The following is a 20,961-nucleotide window of genomic DNA, read 5'->3' on the forward strand; positions in this document are numbered from 1 at the left end:
AAAGAGTAGGCGAACACTGTGTGCATGCTCGCCCGGCACAGCTTATCGCAACAGGTCGATGCGCAGGCCAGAGCCTTCGAGATTGCCGGTTTCCATCCGGGCCGCCCGCACACCCTGAGTGATCAACGCCTGGCGCCAGGCTTCGGCCTTGGGCCCGGAAACCGTGACCCGCAAGGTCGTGTCGAGATTCAGGCCACGGGAAATCAGGCGCAGCCAGGTGGCATCCGGCTCATCGACCAGTTTCGGGAAATCCAGCTCGCCGGTGCTTTTCAACTGGCGCAGCAGGGTCGCCGAGGTCGGCAGCAACTCGCCCAACGGCGCAGCCGCCTCGAATTGCTCGACATGCAGATAGGCTTTGCGATTGCCGCGAGTGATGCTGTAGAGCGCCACCAGCGTGTTGTCCTTTGGCGCCGCCAGCCTGAGCAACAGATAAGCCTGTTGCTCGTCAGAGCCATACAGCTTGGCGTTGCCGAACACCTCGTTGGCCCACAGGCTGCTTTCGCCGCAATCGCGGGCCTGGCACCAGAACAGCAATTCGGCATCCTGCTGTTGCAGCGCTTCGCGGGCGGCGGTAAAGGCTTCGGTGGCGGAATGTTCCGGCGGCAACTCGTAGGTTACCGAGGTGGTCTGGCCGCGGGCGGTGACCTGGCCGTCGAAGCGCAACTGGCCGCTGATCTTGCGGATCGAGCCCAGCGGGTAGATGCGCTCCAGCTCGGCCGCCGGGCGATAGTCGACAATCTGAGCATCGGCCAGACGCGGCACGATTTGCAGATCCTGGCTGCCCGGCACATCGGCAGCGAAGGACAAGGAGCTGAAGCAGCACAGCGCGAAAAGACTGAGTGGCCGCATAGTCAGGCTCACCGGACGGTCATGGCTGGGCGGGTCGGGGTCGCAGCGGTATAGAAATCCATCAAGTTTGTCTCCTGTTTCAACCCGCCCAGCCTCGGCAGTTGCCGGTAGCAAGTCAAGGCATGGCGAAGAAGCGATTGAAACAGTCTGCTACAAGACCTGCGCCAGCCTCGTCGTTCAGGTGCAGATGATGCCCGCCCGGCAACTGTTCGTGACTGAAGGGTAGACGCTGCAGCAACTCAGGATGCCTGGCCAGCATGCCATCCGCCGCGACTACCAGATGCGCCGGGCAACCGACGCGCAAGGCAAACGCCATTGCCTGTTCTTCCGTCAGGCGCAGCGGCGATGGCAGGGTCAGGCGATTGTCGGTGCGCCAGGTGTAGCCGCCGGGGACCGGCATCAAACCGCGCTGGGCCAACAGTTCGGCGGCCTCGCGACTGACTGCCACCAGGCCTTTCATCCGCGCCTCGATGGCACGCTCAAGGGTGGTATAGACCGGTTTGCGCTTTTCCCGCAGATCAAGTTGCGCCTGCAGGGCCATGCCCATGCGCTCGGCGGCGTTTTCGCCTTTGTCTGTCGGAGGAATCACGCCATCAATGAGCGCCAGATGGCTGATGCGTTCAGGCAGCGAACCGGCCAGCACCATCGAGACAATCGCGCCCATCGAATGCCCGAGCAGGCCGAAACGCTTCCAGCCCAGTTGTTCAGCGACTTGCAGCACATCATGGGCGTAGTCCCACAGGGCATAACCGGCGCCGCTTGGTCGATGAGCGGAATGACCGTGGCCGGCCATGTCCAGCGCGACGATGCGCAAGCCATCAAGCTTGGGCGCCAGTCGCGCGAAGCTGTTGGCGTTGTCGAGCCAGCCATGCAACGCGATCACCGGCAGGCCGTCCTCGGGGCCGAACAGATGCGCGGCCAATTCGATGTGCGGCAGGTTCAGGCGCACTTCTTCGCAGGTCGGGCTCATGCACAATCCTTGTTCTGCCGCTGTTCCCAGCGCATGAACAGATTCTTGAGCAGCCGAGCCGTGTCCTGCGGACGCTCCAGCGGGAACATGTGCCCGCCAGGCATGCTCAGCGCCTCGCCCTGGGGCAGACGCGAGACGAAACGTGTGTGATGGCGCATGACCACGCGGCTCTTGTGCCCGCGCACGATGGCCAGCGGCACCTGCAACTGCCGGGTACGCCCGGGACTGGTGTGCGGCACGCCGCGATAAATGCTGATTTCGGTGGCCGGATCAAAACGCAGACGCAGCTTGTCGTCGACCTGATGCAAACCGTGTTGCAGGTAGGCATCGAAGCATTCCGGATCGAAGCCGCGAAACAGAGTTTTGCCGGAAAAGTAACTGCGTGCACTGTCGAGATCGGCGAATTCTTCACGCCGCCCGAGGGTGCGCCCGGCCGGGGTCAGCCGGTCGATGAAACCAAAGCGCTTGGCCGCGCGAATCACCCACTGATCAGTGCGGGTCAGTACTGGCGAGTCGAGCATGACCACGCCGCGATACAGCTCGGGACAACGCAACGCCGCATGCAGGTGCAGCAGACCGCCAAAGGAATGGCCGACGCCCCACACCGGCTGCTCTTGCTGCTCCAGGTGATGGATCAGTTCGTCGACGAGGTTGTACCAGTTGTCGTCCGCCGGAAAACGCGGGTCATGGGCATGCTGCTCCAGATGCGCGACCCGATACTCCGGCGCCAGCGCCGCGAACAACTTGCCATAGGTCCCCGAGGGGAAACCGTTGGCGTGGGCGAAAAAGATCGGTTGCGACATGCGGGCAAATCCATGAGCGGGAATCGTGGCGTTGATTGTCCGCAAGACCCGGCGCCGCAGCAATGACCATAACTGCCAGAAATGGTGGTGGAGACGCTTCGCAAGCAAAAGACCACAACACCGAAGGCTGCGATCTTTTGATCTACAACCTGTCAACGCAGCGGCGGCTGTTCCCCCAGCGGCACCACCGCCATAGTCAGGCGCGATACGCAACTGGCCTTGCCCTCGTCGCTGGTCAAACGGATGTCCCAGACGTGCGTGGTGCGGCCGATATGGATCGGCGTGGCCACCGCCGTCACCCGCCCACTGCGCAACCCGCGCAAATGGTTGGCGTTGATCTCCAGGCCGACGCAATAGAACTTGCTGGCATCGATGCACAGATAACTGGCCATCGAGCCCACGGTTTCCGCCAGTACCACCGATGCGCCGCCATGCAGCAGACCGTAAGGCTGGTGGGTGCGATGGTCGATGACCATGCTCGCGGTCAGCGACTGTTCGTCGAAGGCTTCGAAGCGAATATCCAGCACTTCGCCGATGGTGTTCTTCTGGATTGCGTTCAACTGTTCGATGTCGGGAGTAGTACGCCACAAGCTCATCGCAGACTTCCTTTGTTGTTGTAATCGATGCTCAATCCTGCCACAGCACCGCCTCGCTGCGCGCGCTCCATTCTTCGAAGCGTGCGCCATAGCGGTCTTCGATGACGTTGCGTTTGATTTTCAGGGTCGGCGTGAGGAAGCCGTTGTCCACCGCCCAACTGTCCTTGACCACTACCAGTCGGTGCAGGCGTTCGTGCTTGTCGAGGGCGGCGTTGACCTCCTCCAGCAATTTTTCCAGGCTCGCGTGCAGGCTGGCACGAGGCTCTTGCTCATTGACCGTCGACAGCACGCACAACCCCAGCGGTGCACTCAGGCCATCGCCGACCACGCACACTTGCTCGATGCGCGAATGCACCGCCAGACGGTTTTCGATCGGTGCCGGCGCGACGTATTTGCCTTTGCTGGTCTTGAAGATTTCCTTGAGTCGCCCGGTCAGGCGCAGGCGCCCTTCGCTGTCCTGCTCACCCTTGTCGCCGGTGCGCAGAAAACCGTCTGCGGTCAGCGTCTCGGCAGTTTTCTGCGGTTCCTTGAAATAGCCGAGCATGTTGGCCTGGCTGCGCACCTGCACTTCGCCGGACTCATCGATGCGCACCTCGACTTCCGGGCACGGCTGGCCGATCCAGCCCTGTTTGTATCGCCCCGGCAGGCAGATATGCGAATAGCCGCAGCCCTCGGTCATGCCGTACACCTCCAGCACATCGAGGCCAAGTTTCTGATACCAGGCGAGCAAGGTCTGCGGCACCGGCGCGGCACCGGACAACGCTACGCGCAAGGCATCCAGGCCGAGCCCGGCCAGCACTTTGTGCCCGACCCGCTTGCCGATGAAGGGCAACCCGAGGAGGAAGTCCAGACGCTGCGCCGGGATCTTGCTGTACACACCCATCTGGAATTTGGTCCAGATACGCGGCACGCCGAACATTGCCGTAGGCCGCGCGCGCTGCAGATCGGTGATGAAAGTCTCGAGGCTTTCGGCGAAGAACACGGTCTGCCCGGTATAGATCGAGGCCAATTCGACAAACATGCGCTCGGCAACGTGGCACAGCGGTAGATACGACAGCAGCCGATCGTTCTCGTTGAGCCCGAACAGCTGCGTGCCGCGACTGGTGGCGAAACCAAGATTGGCGAAACTGTGCATCACGCCTTTGGGCAGGCCGGTGGTGCCGGAGGTGTAAATGATCGTCGCCAATTGCTCGGCGGCGGGACGTGGATCGTCCTGGATTGGCGAACAGCTCTGCAGATCCGCCCAGCTGTAATCGAACTCCCCCGACGGATGCAGCGGCAGGCTGATGGTCGGCAGGCCCGCCGGCACGCCCTGCGCCATGCCCGCCCAGTCATCCAGTTTGCCGATGAACGCCAGCGCACTTTCCGAGTGAGTCAGCACCTGCGCCACGGACTCGGCGGTGAGATTGGGGTACAGCGGCACCGACACATGTCCGGCCATCCAGATCGCCAGATCGGCGATGATCCAGTGCGCGCAATTTTTCGAGATCAGCGCAATGTGGCTGCCGGGCGGCAACTCCCGCGCGCGTAGCCAGTGCGCGGCGCAGCGGGCCTGATGGCCGACATCGCCCCACGTCAGCGTCTCGACCTGACCGCCGCCGATGGGCTGCACAAGAAAGCGCTGGCGCGGGTGCCGGGCTTCCCGTTCGTAGAACACGTCCAGCGGCAAACGGAAGGCGGCAGACATGCGACTCGCTCCTGTTTTTTTGGTCTGGAGCAAGCGTAGTCAACCAAGCAAGTGCTTGGTTGGAATTTTCAAACAAATAATTTCTTGGGGTGACAGAAACCAATGTGGGAGCGAGCCTGCTGGCGAATGCAGTATGTCAGCCCAAAAAGGGTGAATGACACGCCGCCTTCGCGAGCAGGCTCGCTCCCACAGGGATATAGCGTTAAGGGTGCTTGAGGCTGTTGAGCCTCATCGAGCCAATCAGCAGCTCGCTGTGCTCAAGCTCCGCCAGCCCCGCCGTACTCACCCGCTCCGGCGGATGCCCGGCGCCGTGCTGCAGATAGCTGAGCAGATTACCCACCAACGGGTTGTGGCTGACCAGCAGCACATTGCTCACCGACACCAATTGCTCGGCGACCTTGTCCGGATCGCTCTCCGGCGTCAGCCACTCGACCGTACGGATCTCCGGCTCGAACCCCAGCGCCTCGCGCACGATCTGCGCGGTTTGCTGCGCGCGCAGACAAGGGCTGGCGTAGATCGCCGTCAGCGGCTGGCCCATCAGATGCGCGGCGCTGCTCAGGACTTCCTTACGGCCGTGCTCGGTCAGCTCGCGCTCGGAATCGATTTTCGAGCCGTGAGGCACCGCCTCACCATGACGCAATACCCACAGTTTCATAGTTTGGGCTCCTCATCGCGCACCGGGTGCGCGGCCGGGGCGACGGTGTGCGGCGCTTCACCTTCCGGGGTGCGCGGCGCCGGCCAGTCGGCGAACGGCCAGGGCTTCTGGTCACTGTGAAACGTGCCGAAGCGGCCGATCTGCGCGAGGAACTGGCTGAGGCTGTCGCCGAAATTCATCAGGCTGGCGCTCGGTGCGCCGTAGATCAGGCGGTAGATCAGTTGCACCAATACCACCGCGCCGAGGATGAACTGCGCGACTTGCCAGACCAGCAGATAAACGATCATCCACAACACCCGCAGGAGGATGGATTCGTACTGGGTTTCGCTTTTCGGTTCGTTCATGGCTTGCTTCCTGTCCGTGTAACAGCTGAATCAGTTGAAACCGCTGGTGGAAATAAAGTCGACGTCGGTTTTCGGCTCGGCACGCATCAGTAGACCGATCACCTGCTCCAGCGTGCGTCCCTCGAACAGGATCGCGTGCAGCCCGGCGACCAGCGGCATGTACACGCCGACTTCCTGGGACTTGGCCTTGAGCACTTTGAGGGTGTTGACCCCTTCGGCGACCTCGCCAAGACGCGACACCGCTTCGTCGAGGCTCAAGCCCTGACCGAGGGCGAAGCCCACCTGGTAGTTGCGGCTTTTGGGCGATGAACAGGTGACGATCAGATCGCCAACCCCGGCCAGACCAAGGAAGGTCATCGGGTTGGCGCCCTGATTCACCGCAAAGCGGGTCATCTCGGCCAAGGCGCGAGTGATCAGCATGCTCTTGGTGTTCTCGCCCATTTCCAATGCCACCGCCATGCCGGCGATGATCGCGTAAACGTTTTTCAACGCCCCGCCCAGCTCGACACCGAAACGGTCGGCGCTGGCGTAGACGCGGAAGGTGCGCCCGTGCAGGGCGGCTTGCACCGCTTTGCACAGTTCTTCGTCTTCACTGGCGACCACCGTGGCGGTCAGTGCGTGCTCGGCGATTTCCCGCGCCAGGTTCGGACCGGACAACACGCCGATGCGCGCCTGCGGGGCGATCTCTTCGAGAATCTGGCTCATCAGCTTGAAGGTCTGCGCTTCGATGCCTTTGGTCAGGCTCACCAGCATCTTGCCGCTCAAGCGCTCGGCGTGGGCGGCGAGTACGCTGCGCAAGGCGCTGGACGGCAGCGCGACAAAGCACAAATCACAAGCATCGAGCGTGGCCTGCAGGTCGGTGACAGCGGTCACGCCCGGGAGAATCTTGATGCCTTTGAGGTAACGCGGGTTTTCGCGGTTGACCCGGATGGCCTCGGCCTGCTCGGGGTCACGCATCCACTGAAGGACTTGATGGCCGTTCTCGGCCAGCAGATTGGCCACGGCGGTACCAAAACTTCCGCCTCCCAGGACCGCAATCGGGCGCTGTTCAGTCATATGCAATCCGTTAATCCATACCAGTGGCGATGCCGGGCATTATACGGGGCGACCCGGTGGCGGCCAGCCCCAGCAACAATTACCGACATTTGTAGGAAGAAGACCAATAAAACCTAGGAAAATGCCTGCAACGTCACTGGAAAAGTCGCAGCCCTCGGTTAACATGCGCGCCAATTCTTCTCTCTGCAGGCTGTGTCGTGTTTTCTGGCCCTCCTTCCCCGCGCTCGCCCCTGTTACTCGCGCTGATGTTCAGCCCGCTGGTGCTGGCGGACGATCTCTTCGTCGACAGCCAGACGCTGCCGCCGGTGCTTACCGCCACGCGCCTGAAGCAGACCCCGGCCGAAGTACCGGGGAGCATGACCGTTCTCGACAGCGAATTGATCAGCGCCAGCGGCGCCCGCGACATCAGCGAATTGCTGCGACTGGTTCCGGGGATGATGGTTGGCAGCATCAACGGCAATCAGCCGGCGGTGAATTACCACGGCACCAACGCCAGCGAAGCACGGCGCATGCAGGTGTTGATCGATGGCCGCTCGGTGTATCGCGCCGGCCTCGCGACGGTGGACTGGAGCGATATTCCGGTCGCGATGGAAGATATCGAGCGGATCGAGGTGTTTCGCGGTCCGAACACTGTCAGCTATGGCGCCAACGCGTTGATGGCGGTGATCAACATCATCACTCGTCACCCGGCCGACAGCCATGGCACGCGCCTGAAGATCACCCGTGGCCAGCGTGGCATCAACGACTTTTATGCCAGTCAGGGCACCGGTTGGGATGGCGGCGATCTGCGCCTGTCGCTGTCCGGCCAGGAAGACGACGGTTTCGACAGCGATCGTATCGGCGCCGATTATCGCGACAGTCGGCGCTTGAATCGTCTCAGCTTGGCGGTCAGCCATGATCTCAATGAAGATCAAAGCCTCGACTGGCAGCTCAACGCCAAAGACGGCAGCAATCAGCGGCCTTATACCTACCGCCCGGTGTTCTCGGGGATTACCGACGCCGGGAACAATTCCGACGTGGTGGCCAAGGATTACGCCGGTTCGGTGCGCTGGAACCTCGACATCAATCCCGAACACAGCCTCTATGTGCAAGGTTCGGCGCAGCACTGGGATCGCCAGCAGGTCTGGCGCGCCTGCGATGCCGAAGTGTCGTTCAGCCCTGAACTGACGCAGCTGTGGCAGCTCAACCCGAATTACACCGAACGGCTGGCGCGCAACATCAACCAGTTCACCGGCCCCGGCGCGGCGCCCGGCACGCCGCAGGAAATGGCGCTGGCCAATCAAGTGCTCGAGCAATGGCGCAACGGCGCCAGCCAGACTTTGTGCGGCGATATCGACCAGAGCGCCCGCGAGTCGCGTTACGACCTCGAGCTGCAGGACACCCTCAGCCTGGCCGACAGCCTGCGTCTGGTCAGCGGCCTGAATTACCGCTACGACCGCGCCGATTCCGAAACCTATTTCAACGGCACCCTCGACGACACCACCTGGCGCGCCTTCGGCCAACTCGAATGGCGCGCTACCGAGCACTGGCTGGTGCAGGGCGGGGCGATGTTCGAAGACACGCAACTGATCGGCAGTTCGCTGACCCCGCGCTTCGCGGTCAACTACCTGATCAACCCGCGTCATGGCCTGCGCGCGGTGTACTCGGAGGCGATCCGTTCACCGGACATGTTCGAGAACAACGTCAACTGGAGCTATCAGGTCAGCAACCTGCGACCCTCGGCCTACGGCCAGTCGTCGGCGCGGTATTTCGTCAAGACCCGTGGCCCCGGCGATCTCGATCAGGAACACATGCGCTCGCGCGAGTTGGGCTACAACGGTTACTTCGCCGAGCTCGGGCTGGCCGTGGACGTGAAGCTGTTCTACGACGAAATCACCGGGATGATCAGCGAGCCGCTGCGCAACAATCAGTACATCGCCAGCAACGCCAACAGCTCGCGCTTTCGCGGCACCGAAACGCAACTCGACTGGCGCCTCAGCAGCGCCGACCGCTTGCGTTTGACCTACGCCTTCGTCGACGCCGAGGCGAGCAATCCGCTGGATCAGCAGTTGACCTCGCGCAACAGTGGTTCCGCCGGTTGGCTGCGCAACTGGGGGCATGGCTGGAACAGCGCCCTCTTTTATTACGGTGACAACGCGCTCAACGGCTATCGCTTCGAACGCGTTGACACGCGCATCGCCAAACGCATCGCCATTGGCAAAGCTCAGCTGCAATTGGCCGGCGTGCTGCAACAGCGCCTCGACCATCAGCCGAACACCTTCGTCGACAATAATTACGATGAACGCCGGGTGATGTATTTCAGTGCCGAGCTGGAGTTCTAGGATGCGCAACGGCCCGTCACGGAAGACGCCAACCCTTGGCCACTGGCTGGCGGGGCTCTGCCTGTTCTTGACCGCGTGGCTGCACGGGGTCGCGGTGCATGCCGCCGATATTCTGTTGACCGGCGCCGAGGAAAGCCCCGGCGTGCAGGCTTTCGTACAAGCGCTGAGTGAACTGCGCCCGACCGACAATGTGCGGTTCCAGCCGCTGGCCAGTTTGCCGGCTCCGGGCAAACTGCCGGCCAGTCTGCGCTTGATCCTGCTCGATCTGCCCAGCCTCGACTGGCGTCTGCAAGACTCACAAGGCCCGTCGACGCTGGTGTTGCGCATCAGCCGCTTGCAGGCGCGCCAGCGTTTCGCCGATGCCCAACCGGCGCGCCTGAGCCTGCTCTGGAGCGACCCACCGCTGAGCCGGCAATTGCAACTGATCCGGCGGATCTTGCCGCAGGCGCGGCGGGTCGGCGTGCTGTTCGATGAGCACGGCGAATTCCTCATTGACGAATTGCGCGCGGCTGCACGGCCATTGAACCTGGAGATTGTCAGCCAGCGCTGGGACAACATCCACGACAGCCGTCCGCTGCAAGCGGTGCTGAAAAGCAGCGACGTCTTGCTCGGCCTGGATGACCCCGATCTGTACAACTCGCAAACGGCGAAAAACCTCCTGCTCAGCAGCTACTCGCGTCAGGTTGCGCTGATCGGCCCCAACATTGCATTCGTTCGCGCTGGCAGCCTCGCCAGTACCTACAGCGACCAGAGCGACTGGCTGGCGGTCCTCGACCATTTGCTCGATCAGCCCACCAGCGCATGGCCGCGAACGCTTTACCCCGCTCGTTTCAAAGTCTCAAGTAATGCGCAGGTGGCTCGTTCCTTAGGCATCGAACCGCTGAATGAAGCATCTGTCGCCAGTGCCTTGGCCGAAGGAGAGCGCCGCCCATGAATTTCCGCCGCCGTTGGGACATCAACACCCGCACGCAGCTGATCAGCCTCGGCCCGGCGCTGCTGCTGACGTTGCTGTTGATCAGCTTCTTTACCTTCGTGCGCATCCAGGACTTGCGTCAGGAGCTGAACCACACCGGCCAACTGATCGCCAACCAACTCGCCCCGGCCACGGAATACGGGGTGATCTCCGGCAACAACGAAGTGCTGGAAAGCCTGCTCAAGGCAACGCTGGCCACGCCCAACGTGCGTTTTCTCGAAGTGCAGGACAGCGCCAACCGGATTCTGGTGTATGTCGAACAACCGGCCGACAGCCACAGTCGCCCGCATCAGGTCGAAGTGTTCCAGGCCCCGGTGCGTTTGCAGCGGATCGCCTTACACAACGACTTCTTCCAGGACGGCAAGGTCAGCAACAGCACCGCCGGCGAGGATTATCTGGGGCGAGTGATCGTCGGCCTGTCCAACGATGCTTTCAGTCAGCGCCAGCAGGAGATCCTGTTCAAGGCCGGGATTCTCGCGCTGTTCGCCCTGCTCTTCACTTTTGTCGTCGCCCGTCGTCTGGCTGGCAGTCTGTCACAGCCGATCCGTGACATTGGCGATGCGGTCAAGGCGATTCAGGAAGGCGATTACAAAACCCCGCTGCCGATTGTCGACGACACCGAACTGGGTGCGCTGTCGCAGCACATCAACAACCTCGCCCAAGCGCTGGAGCAGGCCAGTCGCGAACAGCAGCAAGCGATGGCGCAACTGATCCAGACCCGCGAAGAAGCGGAGAAGGCCAACAACGCCAAATCCGACTTTCTGGCGATGATGAGCCATGAACTGCGCACGCCCATGAACGGCGTGCTGGGCATGTTGCAGTTGCTTGAAACCACCGAGATGACCGAGGAGCAGGTCGAATACGCCGCACTCGCTTCGGAGTCGACCGAGCACTTGCTCAAGGTCATCAATGACATTCTCGACTTCTCGCGAATCGAGCGTTCGGAGCTGGAGCTGGAGCACATTCCGTTCAATCTCGCCGAGCTGATCGGCGCCTGCGCGCAATCGTTCCAGCACAGCGCGGTGCAGCGAGGCCTGGCACTGAATCTGCGCATTCCCGACGACATGCGCGGCTTGCAGGTGCAGGGCGATCCGACGCGGATCCGGCAGATTCTGGTCAATCTGGTCGGCAATGCCTTGAAGTTCACCGAGCAGGGCCGAGTCAGCATCGAAGCGCAATGGCAATCGCTGGATCATGAACTGCTCTGGTTCACTTGCTCAGTGCGCGACAGCGGCATCGGCATTTCTTCTGAGAGTCTGGAGCTGATGTTCAATGCCTTCCAGCAGGCCGACAGTTCGATCTCCCGTCGTTACGGTGGCACCGGGCTTGGTCTGCCGATCGCGCGGACCCTGGCCGAACGCATGGGCGGTACGTTGCGCGCGCAGAGTGAGGAAGGACGCGGTTCGGTATTCACTCTGGAAATTCCATTGGCGCTATATAAGCAGGCAATGCCAGCGCTGGCCGCGCCGCGAGCGCCGAACGGCAGTGGTCAGGGTGAAGGACGCCATGTGTTGCTGGTCGAAGACAATCCGGTCAACCAGACTGTGATCGAAGCGATGCTGCGCAGCCTCGGGTTTGCGGTCAGCGTGGCGACCGATGGCGCGCAAGCGGTGCGCAGTGCCGAGGGTGGCGAATTCGAAGTGATTCTGATGGATTGCCGGCTGCCGATCATCGACGGCTACGAGGCCACGCGACAGATCCGCGACCTCCCCGGACGCCGCGATGTGCCGATCATCGCGCTGACCGCCAACGCCTTGCAGGGCGATCGCGAAACCTGTCTGGCAGCGGGGATGAACGATTACCTGGCCAAGCCGTTCAAACGCAATGACCTGCAGCAGATTTTGCAACGCTGGGTGTCGTAGTGTGGGCCTTTCGACCATCTGCGACTGGCGTGAAAAGCGAAAGTGCGGCAGTCTTAGGCACCCGAACGAGCCCCAAAAGGGGCTTGATTAAAAATTTCAGTGCACAAGTGTACATTCATGTCCTTGGTGCTGTGACTTTCACCACAACGCAATAGTCTATGAGTAGGCTGCCGGTTCGAGGCATGAATGCCTTGAACGGTCGGGAAGATCTGCCCCACCTGCCGCATGGGATTATTGAGGAGCTCGCATGACCAAACAAAACGCCTTTACTCGGGAAGACCTGCTGCGCTGCAGTCGCGGTGAGCTGTTCGGCCCAGGTAACGCGCAACTGCCCGCCCCGAACATGCTGATGGTGGATCGCATCACCCATATCAGCGAAGAAGGCGGCAAGTACGGCAAAGGTGAATTGGTCGCCGAGCTGGATATCAACCCTGACCTGTGGTTCTTCGCCTGCCATTTCGAAGGCGATCCGGTGATGCCGGGCTGCCTGGGTCTGGATGCCATGTGGCAACTGGTCGGCTTCTTCCTGGGCTGGCAAGGCCTGCCGGGCCGCGGCCGTGCGCTGGGTTCGGGCGAGGTGAAATTCTTCGGTCAGGTGCTGCCGACCGCCAAGAAAGTCACTTACAACATTCATATCAAACGCGTCCTCAAGGGCAAGCTGAACATGGCCATCGCCGATGGTTCGGTCAGTGTCGACGGACGCGAAATCTACACCGCCGAAGGCCTGCGCGTCGGCGTGTTCACCTCCACTGAAAACTTCTAAGGGTTATTCGCATGCGCCGCGTCGTTATCACTGGTCTGGGCATCGTTTCGTGCCTGGGCAATGACAAAGAGACCGTCTCCGCTAACCTGCGTGCAAGCCGCCCTGGCATCCGGTTCAACCCGGAATATGCTGAAATGGGTCTGCGTAGCCAGGTTTCCGGCTCCATCGACCTCAACCTTGAAGAGCTGATCGATCGCAAGATCTATCGCTTCGTCGGTCATGCAGCGGCTTACGCCTACCTGGCCATGAAAGACGCCATCACTGACTCCGGCCTGACCGAAGAGCAAGTGTCCAACCCGCGTACCGGCCTGATCGCTGGTTCCGGTGGTGCTTCCACGCTGAACCAGATGGAAGCGCTGGACATCCTGCGCGAGAAAGGCGTGAAGCGCGTTGGCCCGTACCGTGTAACGCGGACCATGAGCAGCACCGTTTCCGCTTGCCTGGCCACGCCGTTCAAGATCAAGGGCCTGAACTACTCCATCGCTTCTGCCTGCGCCACCAGTGCTCACTGCATCGGTACCGCCATGGAACAGATCCAGATGGGCAAGCAGGACATCGTCTTCGCCGGTGGCGGTGAAGAAGAGCACTGGAGCCAGTCGTTCCTGTTCGACGCGATGGGCGCTCTGTCCAGCAAGCGCAACGACACCCCGGAACAAGCTTCCCGCGCCTACGACAAGGACCGCGACGGTTTCGTCATCGCTGGCGGCGGCGGCATGGTTGTCGTCGAAGAGCTGGAACACGCTCTGGCCCGTGGCGCGAAGATCTACGCCGAGATCGTTGGCTACGGCGCAACGTCCGATGGCTACGACATGGTTGCCCCGAGCGGCGAAGGCGCGATCCGCTGCATGCAGCAGGCGCTGTCCACCGTCGACACCCCGATCGACTACCTGAACACCCACGGCACTTCGACTCCGGTCGGCGACGTTGCGGAAATGAAAGGTGTGCGTGAAGTGTTCGGCGACAAGGCTCCAGCGATCAGCTCGACCAAGAGCCTGTCCGGTCACTCCCTGGGCGCCGCCGGCGTGCACGAAGCGATCTACTGCATGCTGATGATGGAAGGCAACTTCATCGCCGGCTCCGCCAACATCGACGAGCTCGACCCGGAAGTGGCCGATCTGCCGGTGCTGACCAAGACCCGCGAGAACGCCACCATCAACACCGTGATGAGCAACAGCTTCGGCTTCGGCGGCACCAACGCCACGCTGGTACTGAAGCGCTGGGAAGGCAAGTAATTCCCCGCTGCTGAGCCGCACATGAAAACGCCCCGACTGGTTCGGGGCGTTTTTTTTGCCTGAAAATTAGCTAGGACACCGCTGATCTCTGTGGGAGCTGGCTTGCCAGCGATAGCGGAGTGTCAGGCAACGGAGATGTTTGCTGTGCCGACGTCATCGCTGGCAAGCCAGCTCCCACAGGGTTTCAGGGTGTTCTGGAGATGAAACTTCTGTCATGAAACTTACTACCCTGCGACCGAATGTCGCGGTTTACGCGGCCTGCAGCTTTGTTGCGAAATCCGCAACAACACCTTGCGCCAATTGGCAGTTTACTTAGCTGACTAACAAATCCTATAACAGAGTCCTGCACACGCCTTGGTGCAGTAACTTGAGATCTGGAGCTAGCAGATGACTGTAAAAGTAACTGAACGCGACGATTCACACATGTCCCACGAAGGCCTGGCCGCCGGCATCCGTATCTGGGATGTGCATCAACAAGACTTGCTGGTCGGCATGTTCCACAACGAAATAGATGCCCATAACTACAAGGCCGAACTGGAAGTGCAGGAACAGCAACGAGAACTGAAGTCCGCCTGAAACAACACAGCATTTGAAAACGACAAACCCCGCCATGAGCGGGGTTCGTCGGTGTTACGGCCGTGGATTTACCACATCAGATCGTCAGGGATCTGGTACGCCGCGTACGGATCGTCCTCGGCGTTGACCTCTTCGGTCTGCACGTTGAGCTGGACAATGCGCTGCGGGTCGCGCTCCTGGATCTTCAGCGCCGCTTCACGGGGAATCACTTCATAGCCGCCATTGTGGTGCACGATCGCCAGCGAACCGCTGCTGAGCTTGTTGCGCATCAGCGTGTTGACCGAGATGCGCTTGACCTTCTTGTCGTCGACGAAGTTGTAGTAGTCCTCGGTGGTCAGCTTGGGCAGACGCGAGACTTCGATCAACTGCTTGACCTGCGCAGCGCGGGCCTTGGCCTCGGCCTTCTCCTGCTGCTGACGGTTAAGCTCCTGGTCGCGCTTGACCTTCTCGGCCATGGCTTCCTGGGCGGCGCGCTGCTGCGAATCGTCCAGCTCGGCCTGGCCTTTGTGGGCCAGGCGCTGTTGCTTCTGCTTGTCTTTGCTGACCTGCTTGGCCTGCTTTTGGTTGACCAGGCCTGCTTTGAGCAACTGGTCGCGAAGGGAAAGGCTCATCAATGCTTACTCACTTGGGCAACGGCTCAGCCGCAGCTGGGCTCATTCTTTTCCTGGCGTTTGGCTTCGCCCCACAGGGCGTCCAACTCTTCGAGGGTGCAATCTTCCATGGGACGGTGGGTGTCGCGCAATGCCTGTTCGATAAAACGGAAACGTCTTTCAAACTTGCCGTTGGCGCCGCGCAGGGCGGTTTCCGGATCGACCTTCAGATGCCGGGCCAGATTGACCACGGAAAACAGCAGATCGCCGATCTCGTCGGCCACCGCCACCGGATCGTTTTCGGACATGGCTTCGAGCACTTCATCGAGCTCTTCGCGGACCTTGTCGAGGACCGGCAAGGCATCCGGCCAGTCGAAACCGACCTGCCCGGCGCGCTTCTGCAGCTTGGCTGAGCGCGACAGTGCCGGCAACGTGGCCGGCACATCATCAAGCAAGGACAACTGCTCGGGCGCTGAGGCTTTCTCGGCGCGCTCTTCGGCCTTGATCTCTTCCCAGCGCTGCTTGACCTGTTCTTCGCTCAAGCGGGGTACGTCGAGCGGCGCGTACAGGTCGCCCGTCGGGAACACATGCGGATGACGACGGATCAGTTTACGCGTGATGCTGTCGATCACCCCGGCGAATTCGAACCGCCCTTCTTCCTTGGCCAACTGGCTGTAATACACCACCTGAAACAACAGATCACCCAACTCGCCCTGCAAGTGATCGAGATCGCCACGCTCGATGGCATCGGCCACTTCATAGGCTTCTTCGAGGGTGTGCGGGACGATGGTCGCGTAGGTTTGCTTGATGTCCCACGGACAACCGAACTGCGGATCTCGCAGGCGGGACATCAGGTGGAGCAGGTCTTCGAGTGAATACATCATTTATCAGGCTCACCACAAAATCCTGTGGGAGCTGGCTTGCCAGCGATTGCATCACCTCGACTCTCCTGAGAGACCGAGTTGTCTGCATCGCTGGCAAGCCAGCTCCCACATGGGATCAGAGTCATCTTCACGGGGTACGGTTACGCCGGGTTTCGATGATGTTCGGCAGTTGCGAAATCCGCCCCAGCAGCCGTCCCAGCGCATCCAGTCCGGGGATCTCGATGGTCAGCGACATCAGCGCAGTGTTGTCTTCCTTGTTCGAGCGGGTGTTGACCGCCAGCACGTTGATGCGCTCGTTGAGCAGCACCTGCGAGACGTCACGCAGCAGGCCGGAACGGTCGTAGGCGCGGATGATGATGTCCACCGGATAGGTGAGCACCGGCACCGGCCCCCAGCTGACCTGAATGATCCGCTCCGGCTCGCGCCCGCCCAGTTGCAGCACCGAGGCGCAGTCCTGGCGGTGAATGCTCACGCCCCGGCCCTGAGTGATGTAACCGACAATCGCATCGCCCGGCAGCGGCTGGCAGCAGCCGGCCATCTGCGTCATCAGGTTGCCGACGCCCTGGATCTGGATATCGCCGCGCTTGCCAGGTTTGTAACCGGTAGCCTTGCGCGGGATCAGTTCCAGTTGCTCGTTGCCGCGCTCCGGCTCGACCAGTTGCTGCGCAAGGTTGACCAGATGCGCCTGACGCAGGTCGCCGGCACCGAGGGCGGCGAACATGTCTTCGGCGGTTTTCATGTTGGCTTTTTCGGCCAGCTTGTCGAAATCCACCGCCGGCAGGCCGAGGCGATTGAGTTCGCGCTCGATCAGGGTTTTACCGGCCGCAACGTTCTGATCGCGAGCCTGCAATTTGAACCAGTGAACGATCTTCGCCCGCGCCCGCGAGGTGGTGACGTAACCGAGGTTCGGGTTCAGCCAGTCGCGGCTCGGCGTGCCGTGCTTGCTGGTGATGATCTCGACCTGCTCGCCGGTCTGCAGGCTGTAGTTCAGCGGCACGATACGGCCGTTGATCTTCGCGCCCCGGCAGTTGTGGCCGATTTCGGTGTGTACCCGATAGGCGAAATCCAGCGGCGTTGCGCCTTTCGGCAAGTCGATGGCGTGACCGTCGGGAGTGAAGATGTAGACCCGATCGGGCTCGATATCGACGCGCAGCTGCTCGGCCAGACCGCCGATGTCACCCAGTTCTTCGTGCCATTCGAGCACCTGACGCAGCCAGGAGATTTTCTCTTCGTAATGGTTCGAGCCGGATTTGACGTCGGTGCCCTTGTAGCGCCAGTGCGCGCAGACGCCAAGTTCGGCTTCTTCGTGCATGGAGTGGGTGCGGATCTGCACCTCGAGGACCTTGCCTTCCGGGCCGATCACCGCCGTGTGGAGCGAGCGGTAGCCGTTCTCTTTCGGGTTGGCGATGTAGTCGTCGAATTCTTTCGGGATGTGCCGCCACAGGGTGTGGACGATACCGAGCGCGGTGTAGCAGTCGCGCATTTCCGGCACCAGCACGCGCACGGCGCGAACGTCGTAGATCTGGCTGAATTCCAGACCCTTGCGCTGCATTTTGCGCCAGATCGAGTAGATGTGTTTCGCCCGGCCGCTGATGTCGGCATCGACACCAGTGGCCTGCAGTTCGTCCTTGAGCTGGGTCATCACGTCGCTGATGAAACGCTCGCGGTCCAGCCGCCGCTCGTGGAGCAACTTGGCGATCTGCTTGTATTGATCGGGTTCCAGATAACGGAAGGACAAGTCCTCCAGTTCCCATTTGATATGACCGATGCCGAGGCGATGGGCCAGCGGCGCATAGATGTCGAAGACTTCGCGAGCGACGCGGTTGCGCTTTTCATCGTCGGCGGTTTTCACCGCACGGATGGCGCAGGTGCGTTCGGCCAGTTTGATCAGCGCAACGCGTACGTCATCGACCATGGCCACGAGCATTTTGCGCAGGTTCTCGACCTGCCCTTGCGTGCCCATGACCATCGATTGCCGTGGGCTGAGACTGGCGCTGATGGCCGCCATGCGCTGCACGCCGTCGATCAGCTTGGCCACCACCGGACCGAAGCGCTGGCCGATAGCCGCCAGCTCGATCTGGCCTTCGCGCACGCCGCGATACAAAACGGCGGCGACCAGCGAATCCTGGTCGAGCTTGAGGTCGGCGAGGATCTCGGCGATCTCAAGGCCAGTGCTGAAACTGCCGGAGCCTTCGGCCCAGAGGTTCTTCTTCGCATTGGACTGCTGTTCGGCCTCGCGAGCGAACTCGCAGGCTTCTTTCAAGGCCTCGCGATCCAGTGCCAGATCGACACTGACCGCGTGATCGAGCCAGGCCTCGAGATTGATACTGCCGTCGGTGTTGATCGGCTGGTGTGCTCTCACCTGTACCATGCTGCTTTACCTTCCCTACGACGCAGATTCAATGCGTCAAATCGCTGATCCTCAGTGTCCGTTCGCGCTCGCGGGGCTCAGGCGAGCGCTGCGCGGACAGATCAGACGGATTCAGACGAGCCGTCCTGGCTCGCTTCAAATAACGCCATGGCCTCGACATGTGCCGTCTGAGGAAACATATCGAGAATCCCGGCACGTTTTAACCGGTAGCCCTGCTTGATCAATTCCTGCGTGTCGCGCGCCAGCGTGGCCGGGTTGCACGACACATATACCAACCGCTTGGCACCCAGGGTCGCGAGCTTGCGCACCACCTCGAAAGCACCGTCACGCGGTGGGTCCAAGAGTACCGCAGAAAAGCCGTTTCCGATCCACTGGGCATCGCTCAAAGGCTGGGATAAATCGGCTTGAAAAAACTTTGTGTTATGCAAATTGTTACTGACAGCGTTGGCAGCGGCTCGCTCGACCATGGTCTGCACACCCTCCACCGCCACCACTTCACGGACGCTTTTGGCCAGCGGTAGCGCAAAATTTCCCAACCCGCAAAACAGGTCGAGCACGCGTTCTTCAGCCGTCGGTTTAAGCCAGTCCAGCGCCTGAGCGATCATCGCTTCGTTGACCCCGGCGTTGACCTGAACGAAGTCACCCGGCCGATAAGCCAGCTCGAGATCCCACTGTTCCAGGCGATAGCCGAGGCTCTGACCGGCTTCGACCGGTTGCGGTTCACCTTCGCCATGCAGCCACAACTGCGCTTCATGGAACTGGCAGAAATCCTTGAGAATGCTCAGATCCGCTTCGGACAACGGCGCCATGTGCCGCAGCAATACCGCCAGAGATGAGCCGCTGAACAACTCGACATGGCCCAGCGCCTGCGGTTTGCTCAAGCGCCGCAGCATCTCCGGCAAGCGAGTCATGATCGGCTGCAAGGGCTGTACCAGCACCGGGCATTCGCTGATCGCGACGATGTCCTGACTGCCGGCAGCGCGGAAACCCACTTCGAGTTTTTTTGCCTTCATGTCCCAGCGCACGGCGATGCGCGCGCGCCGACGGTAACCGAATTCCGGGCCGGTCAGCGGCGCTGCCCACTCCTCAGGTTCGACACCGGCCACGCGCGACAATTGCTCGGCGAGCATGCGCTGTTTCAGGGCGAGCTGTTCGTCGTGGGGCAAGTGCTGAACGCTGCAACCGCCACAGCGGCCAAAGTGCGGGCATGCTGCAGGGCGCCGCAACTCGCTGGCCTTGAACACGCGTTCGGTGCGCGCCTCGACCACTTTGCCGTGGGCGCCGAGCACCCGCGCTTCGACCTCTTCACCGGCAAGGGCGCCGAGGACGAACCAGGTTTTGCCTTCGAAAAACGCGATACCGCGACCGTCATTGGCCAGGCGCTCGATACTCAAGCGCTGCTTTTTGCCGGTAGGGATCTGTGGCGCCTTGCTGCCGCCGGTGGGCTGGAAGCGCAGGCCTCTCTCGTGTTTGGCCATCAGTTCGGCGCGTCGAAAATGCCGGTCGACAGGTAACGGTCGCCACGGTCGCAGATGATCGCGACGATCACCGCGTTTTCAACTTCTTTGGACAAGCGCAGCATCGCTGCCACCGCACCGCCCGAGGACACGCCGCAGAAGATGCCTTCTTCGCGGGCCAGACGCCGCGTAACGTCTTCGGCTTCGCTTTGCGCCATGTCGACGATGCGGTCGACGCGGTCAGCCTGATAGATCTTCGGCAGGTATTCCTGCGGCCAGCGGCGGATGCCGGGAATGGCCGAGCCTTCCATCGGTTGCAGGCCGACGATCTGTACGCTGTCGCTCTGCTCTTTGAGGTAGCGCGACACGCCCATGATGGTGCCGGTGGTGCCCATCGAACTGACGAAATGGGTGATGCTGCCCTGGGTCTGACGCCAGATTTCCGGGCCGGTGGTGGTGTAGTGCGCTTCGGGGTTGTCGCCATTGGCGAACTGGTCGAGCACCTTGCCACGGCCTTCGGCTTCCATACGCTGGGCCAGATCCCGGGCGCCTTCCATACCCTCTTCCTGAGTCACCAGAATCAGCTCGGCGCCATACGCGGTCATCGCCGCTTTACGCTCGGCGCTGGAGTTGTCCGGCATGATCAGGATCATCTTGTAACCCTTGATCGCAGCGGCCATCGCCAGCGCGATACCGGTGTTGCCGGAGGTCGCCTCGATCAGCGTATCGCCGGGATTGATCTGCCCGCGCAACTCGGCGCGAGTGATCATCGACAACGCCGGACGGTCCTTGACCGAACCTGCCGGGTTGTTCCCTTCGAGCTTGAGCAAAAGGGTGTTGCTGGTGGCGCCGGGCAGGCGCTGCAAACGCACCAGCGGCGTGTTGCCGACGCAATCGGCGATGGTTGGGTACTGCAGGGTCATGGCGTATTCGCAATCCAGACGTGCGGGGGCGCCTATCATACCGGCAAAC

General features: G+C 61.5%; 19 protein-coding genes. 6 read left to right on the forward strand and 13 right to left on the reverse strand.

Translation table 11 applies throughout. The features are described from left to right. Positions 1-42 precede the first annotated feature (42 nt). The 8 genes from KVG87_RS17800 to KVG87_RS17835 form a co-directional block, all read right to left on the reverse strand. Positions 43-849 carry a DUF4892 domain-containing protein gene (locus tag KVG87_RS17800; protein WP_076563833.1) on the reverse strand — a complete coding sequence of 269 codons (807 nt, stop codon included), beginning with the start codon at positions 847-849 and terminating at the stop codon, positions 43-45. 115 nt (positions 850-964) lie between these two features. Then, positions 965-1,819, reverse strand: coding sequence for an alpha/beta hydrolase (locus KVG87_RS17805; RefSeq protein ID WP_217851824.1), 855 nt, complete (start codon positions 1,817-1,819; stop codon positions 965-967). Next, a complete protein-coding gene (locus KVG87_RS17810) occupies positions 1,816-2,622 on the reverse strand; it encodes an alpha/beta fold hydrolase (protein ID WP_041479594.1) in 807 nt (268 codons plus the stop codon). Before KVG87_RS17810 ends, KVG87_RS17805 begins: the two co-directional genes overlap by 4 nt. Before the next feature lie 152 nt (positions 2,623-2,774). Then, positions 2,775-3,218 carry a hotdog fold thioesterase gene (locus KVG87_RS17815; RefSeq protein WP_016773655.1) on the reverse strand — a complete coding sequence of 148 codons (444 nt, stop codon included), beginning with the start codon at positions 3,216-3,218 and terminating at the stop codon, positions 2,775-2,777. Between the two features lie 31 nt (positions 3,219-3,249). Then, positions 3,250-4,905 carry an AMP-binding protein gene (locus KVG87_RS17820; RefSeq protein WP_217851827.1) on the reverse strand — a complete coding sequence of 552 codons (1,656 nt, stop codon included), beginning with the start codon at positions 4,903-4,905 and terminating at the stop codon, positions 3,250-3,252. 202 nt (positions 4,906-5,107) lie between these two features. Continuing rightward, positions 5,108-5,560, reverse strand: a complete 453-nt coding sequence (sixA, locus tag KVG87_RS17825; protein WP_217851829.1) for a phosphohistidine phosphatase SixA — start codon at positions 5,558-5,560, stop codon at positions 5,108-5,110. After that, on the reverse strand, positions 5,557-5,904 hold the full coding sequence (locus KVG87_RS17830; protein WP_073472207.1) for a DUF4389 domain-containing protein: 348 nt from the start codon (positions 5,902-5,904) through the stop codon (positions 5,557-5,559). The genes sixA and KVG87_RS17830 overlap by 4 nt, the downstream gene beginning before the upstream one ends. Positions 5,905-5,934: 30 nt before the next feature. Then, positions 5,935-6,960, reverse strand: a complete 1,026-nt coding sequence (locus KVG87_RS17835) for an NAD(P)H-dependent glycerol-3-phosphate dehydrogenase (protein WP_041479589.1) — start codon at positions 6,958-6,960, stop codon at positions 5,935-5,937. A 245-nt stretch (positions 6,961-7,205) separates the two neighbouring features. On the opposite strand from KVG87_RS17835, the gene KVG87_RS17840 reads away from it, so the two are divergent. The 6 genes from KVG87_RS17840 (at position 7,206) to KVG87_RS17865 (ending at position 14,687) form a co-directional block, all read left to right on the forward strand. Then, a complete protein-coding gene (locus tag KVG87_RS17840; RefSeq protein ID WP_217851831.1) occupies positions 7,206-9,281 on the forward strand; it encodes a TonB-dependent receptor plug domain-containing protein in 2,076 nt (691 codons plus the stop codon). 1 nt (position 9,282) lies between these two features. After that, positions 9,283-10,215, forward strand: coding sequence for an ABC transporter substrate-binding protein (locus tag KVG87_RS17845; RefSeq protein WP_217851832.1), 933 nt, complete (start codon positions 9,283-9,285; stop codon positions 10,213-10,215). Beyond that, positions 10,212-12,116 carry an ATP-binding protein gene (locus tag KVG87_RS17850; protein ID WP_217851834.1) on the forward strand — a complete coding sequence of 635 codons (1,905 nt, stop codon included), beginning with the start codon at positions 10,212-10,214 and terminating at the stop codon, positions 12,114-12,116. Before KVG87_RS17845 ends, KVG87_RS17850 begins: the two co-directional genes overlap by 4 nt. 247 nt (positions 12,117-12,363) lie before the next feature. Further along, entirely contained in the window at positions 12,364-12,879 is a 516-nt protein-coding gene (gene fabA / locus KVG87_RS17855) for a 3-hydroxyacyl-[acyl-carrier-protein] dehydratase FabA (protein ID WP_217851836.1), read from the forward strand. 11 nt (positions 12,880-12,890) lie between these two features. Next, positions 12,891-14,111: a beta-ketoacyl-ACP synthase I gene (gene fabB, locus KVG87_RS17860; RefSeq protein WP_016773647.1), complete on the forward strand. Its 1,221-nt coding sequence runs from the start codon at positions 12,891-12,893 to the stop codon at positions 14,109-14,111. Between the two features lie 387 nt (positions 14,112-14,498). Next, a complete protein-coding gene (locus tag KVG87_RS17865) occupies positions 14,499-14,687 on the forward strand; it encodes a hypothetical protein (protein ID WP_016773646.1) in 189 nt (62 codons plus the stop codon). Positions 14,688-14,755: 68 nt separating this feature from the next. Here KVG87_RS17865 and KVG87_RS17870 read toward each other — a convergent pair whose 3' ends face one another. From KVG87_RS17870 to cysM, 5 genes are all read right to left on the reverse strand, one after another. After that, complete coding sequence (locus KVG87_RS17870) at positions 14,756-15,298, reverse strand: DUF2058 domain-containing protein (protein WP_016773645.1); 543 nt, start codon at positions 15,296-15,298, stop codon at positions 14,756-14,758. A 26-nt stretch (positions 15,299-15,324) separates the two neighbouring features. Further along, positions 15,325-16,158: a nucleoside triphosphate pyrophosphohydrolase gene (mazG, locus tag KVG87_RS17875; RefSeq protein ID WP_024013963.1), complete on the reverse strand. Its 834-nt coding sequence runs from the start codon at positions 16,156-16,158 to the stop codon at positions 15,325-15,327. Positions 16,159-16,288: 130 nt separating this feature from the next. Continuing rightward, entirely contained in the window at positions 16,289-18,532 is a 2,244-nt protein-coding gene (relA, locus tag KVG87_RS17880) for a GTP diphosphokinase (RefSeq protein ID WP_041479585.1), read from the reverse strand. A 101-nt stretch (positions 18,533-18,633) separates the two neighbouring features. Then, the gene (gene rlmD / locus KVG87_RS17885; RefSeq protein WP_217851838.1) at positions 18,634-20,010 is read right to left on the reverse strand and encodes a 23S rRNA (uracil(1939)-C(5))-methyltransferase RlmD; all 1,377 of its coding nucleotides are present in this window, start codon (positions 20,008-20,010) and stop codon (positions 18,634-18,636) included. After that, the gene (gene cysM / locus KVG87_RS17890) at positions 20,010-20,912 is read right to left on the reverse strand and encodes a cysteine synthase CysM (protein WP_039757833.1); all 903 of its coding nucleotides are present in this window, start codon (positions 20,910-20,912) and stop codon (positions 20,010-20,012) included. Before cysM ends, rlmD begins: the two co-directional genes overlap by 1 nt. Positions 20,913-20,961 lie beyond the last annotated feature (49 nt).

It is taken from the genome of Pseudomonas siliginis, from assembly GCF_019145195.1.
GTDB lineage: Bacteria > Pseudomonadota > Gammaproteobacteria > Pseudomonadales > Pseudomonadaceae > Aquipseudomonas > Aquipseudomonas siliginis.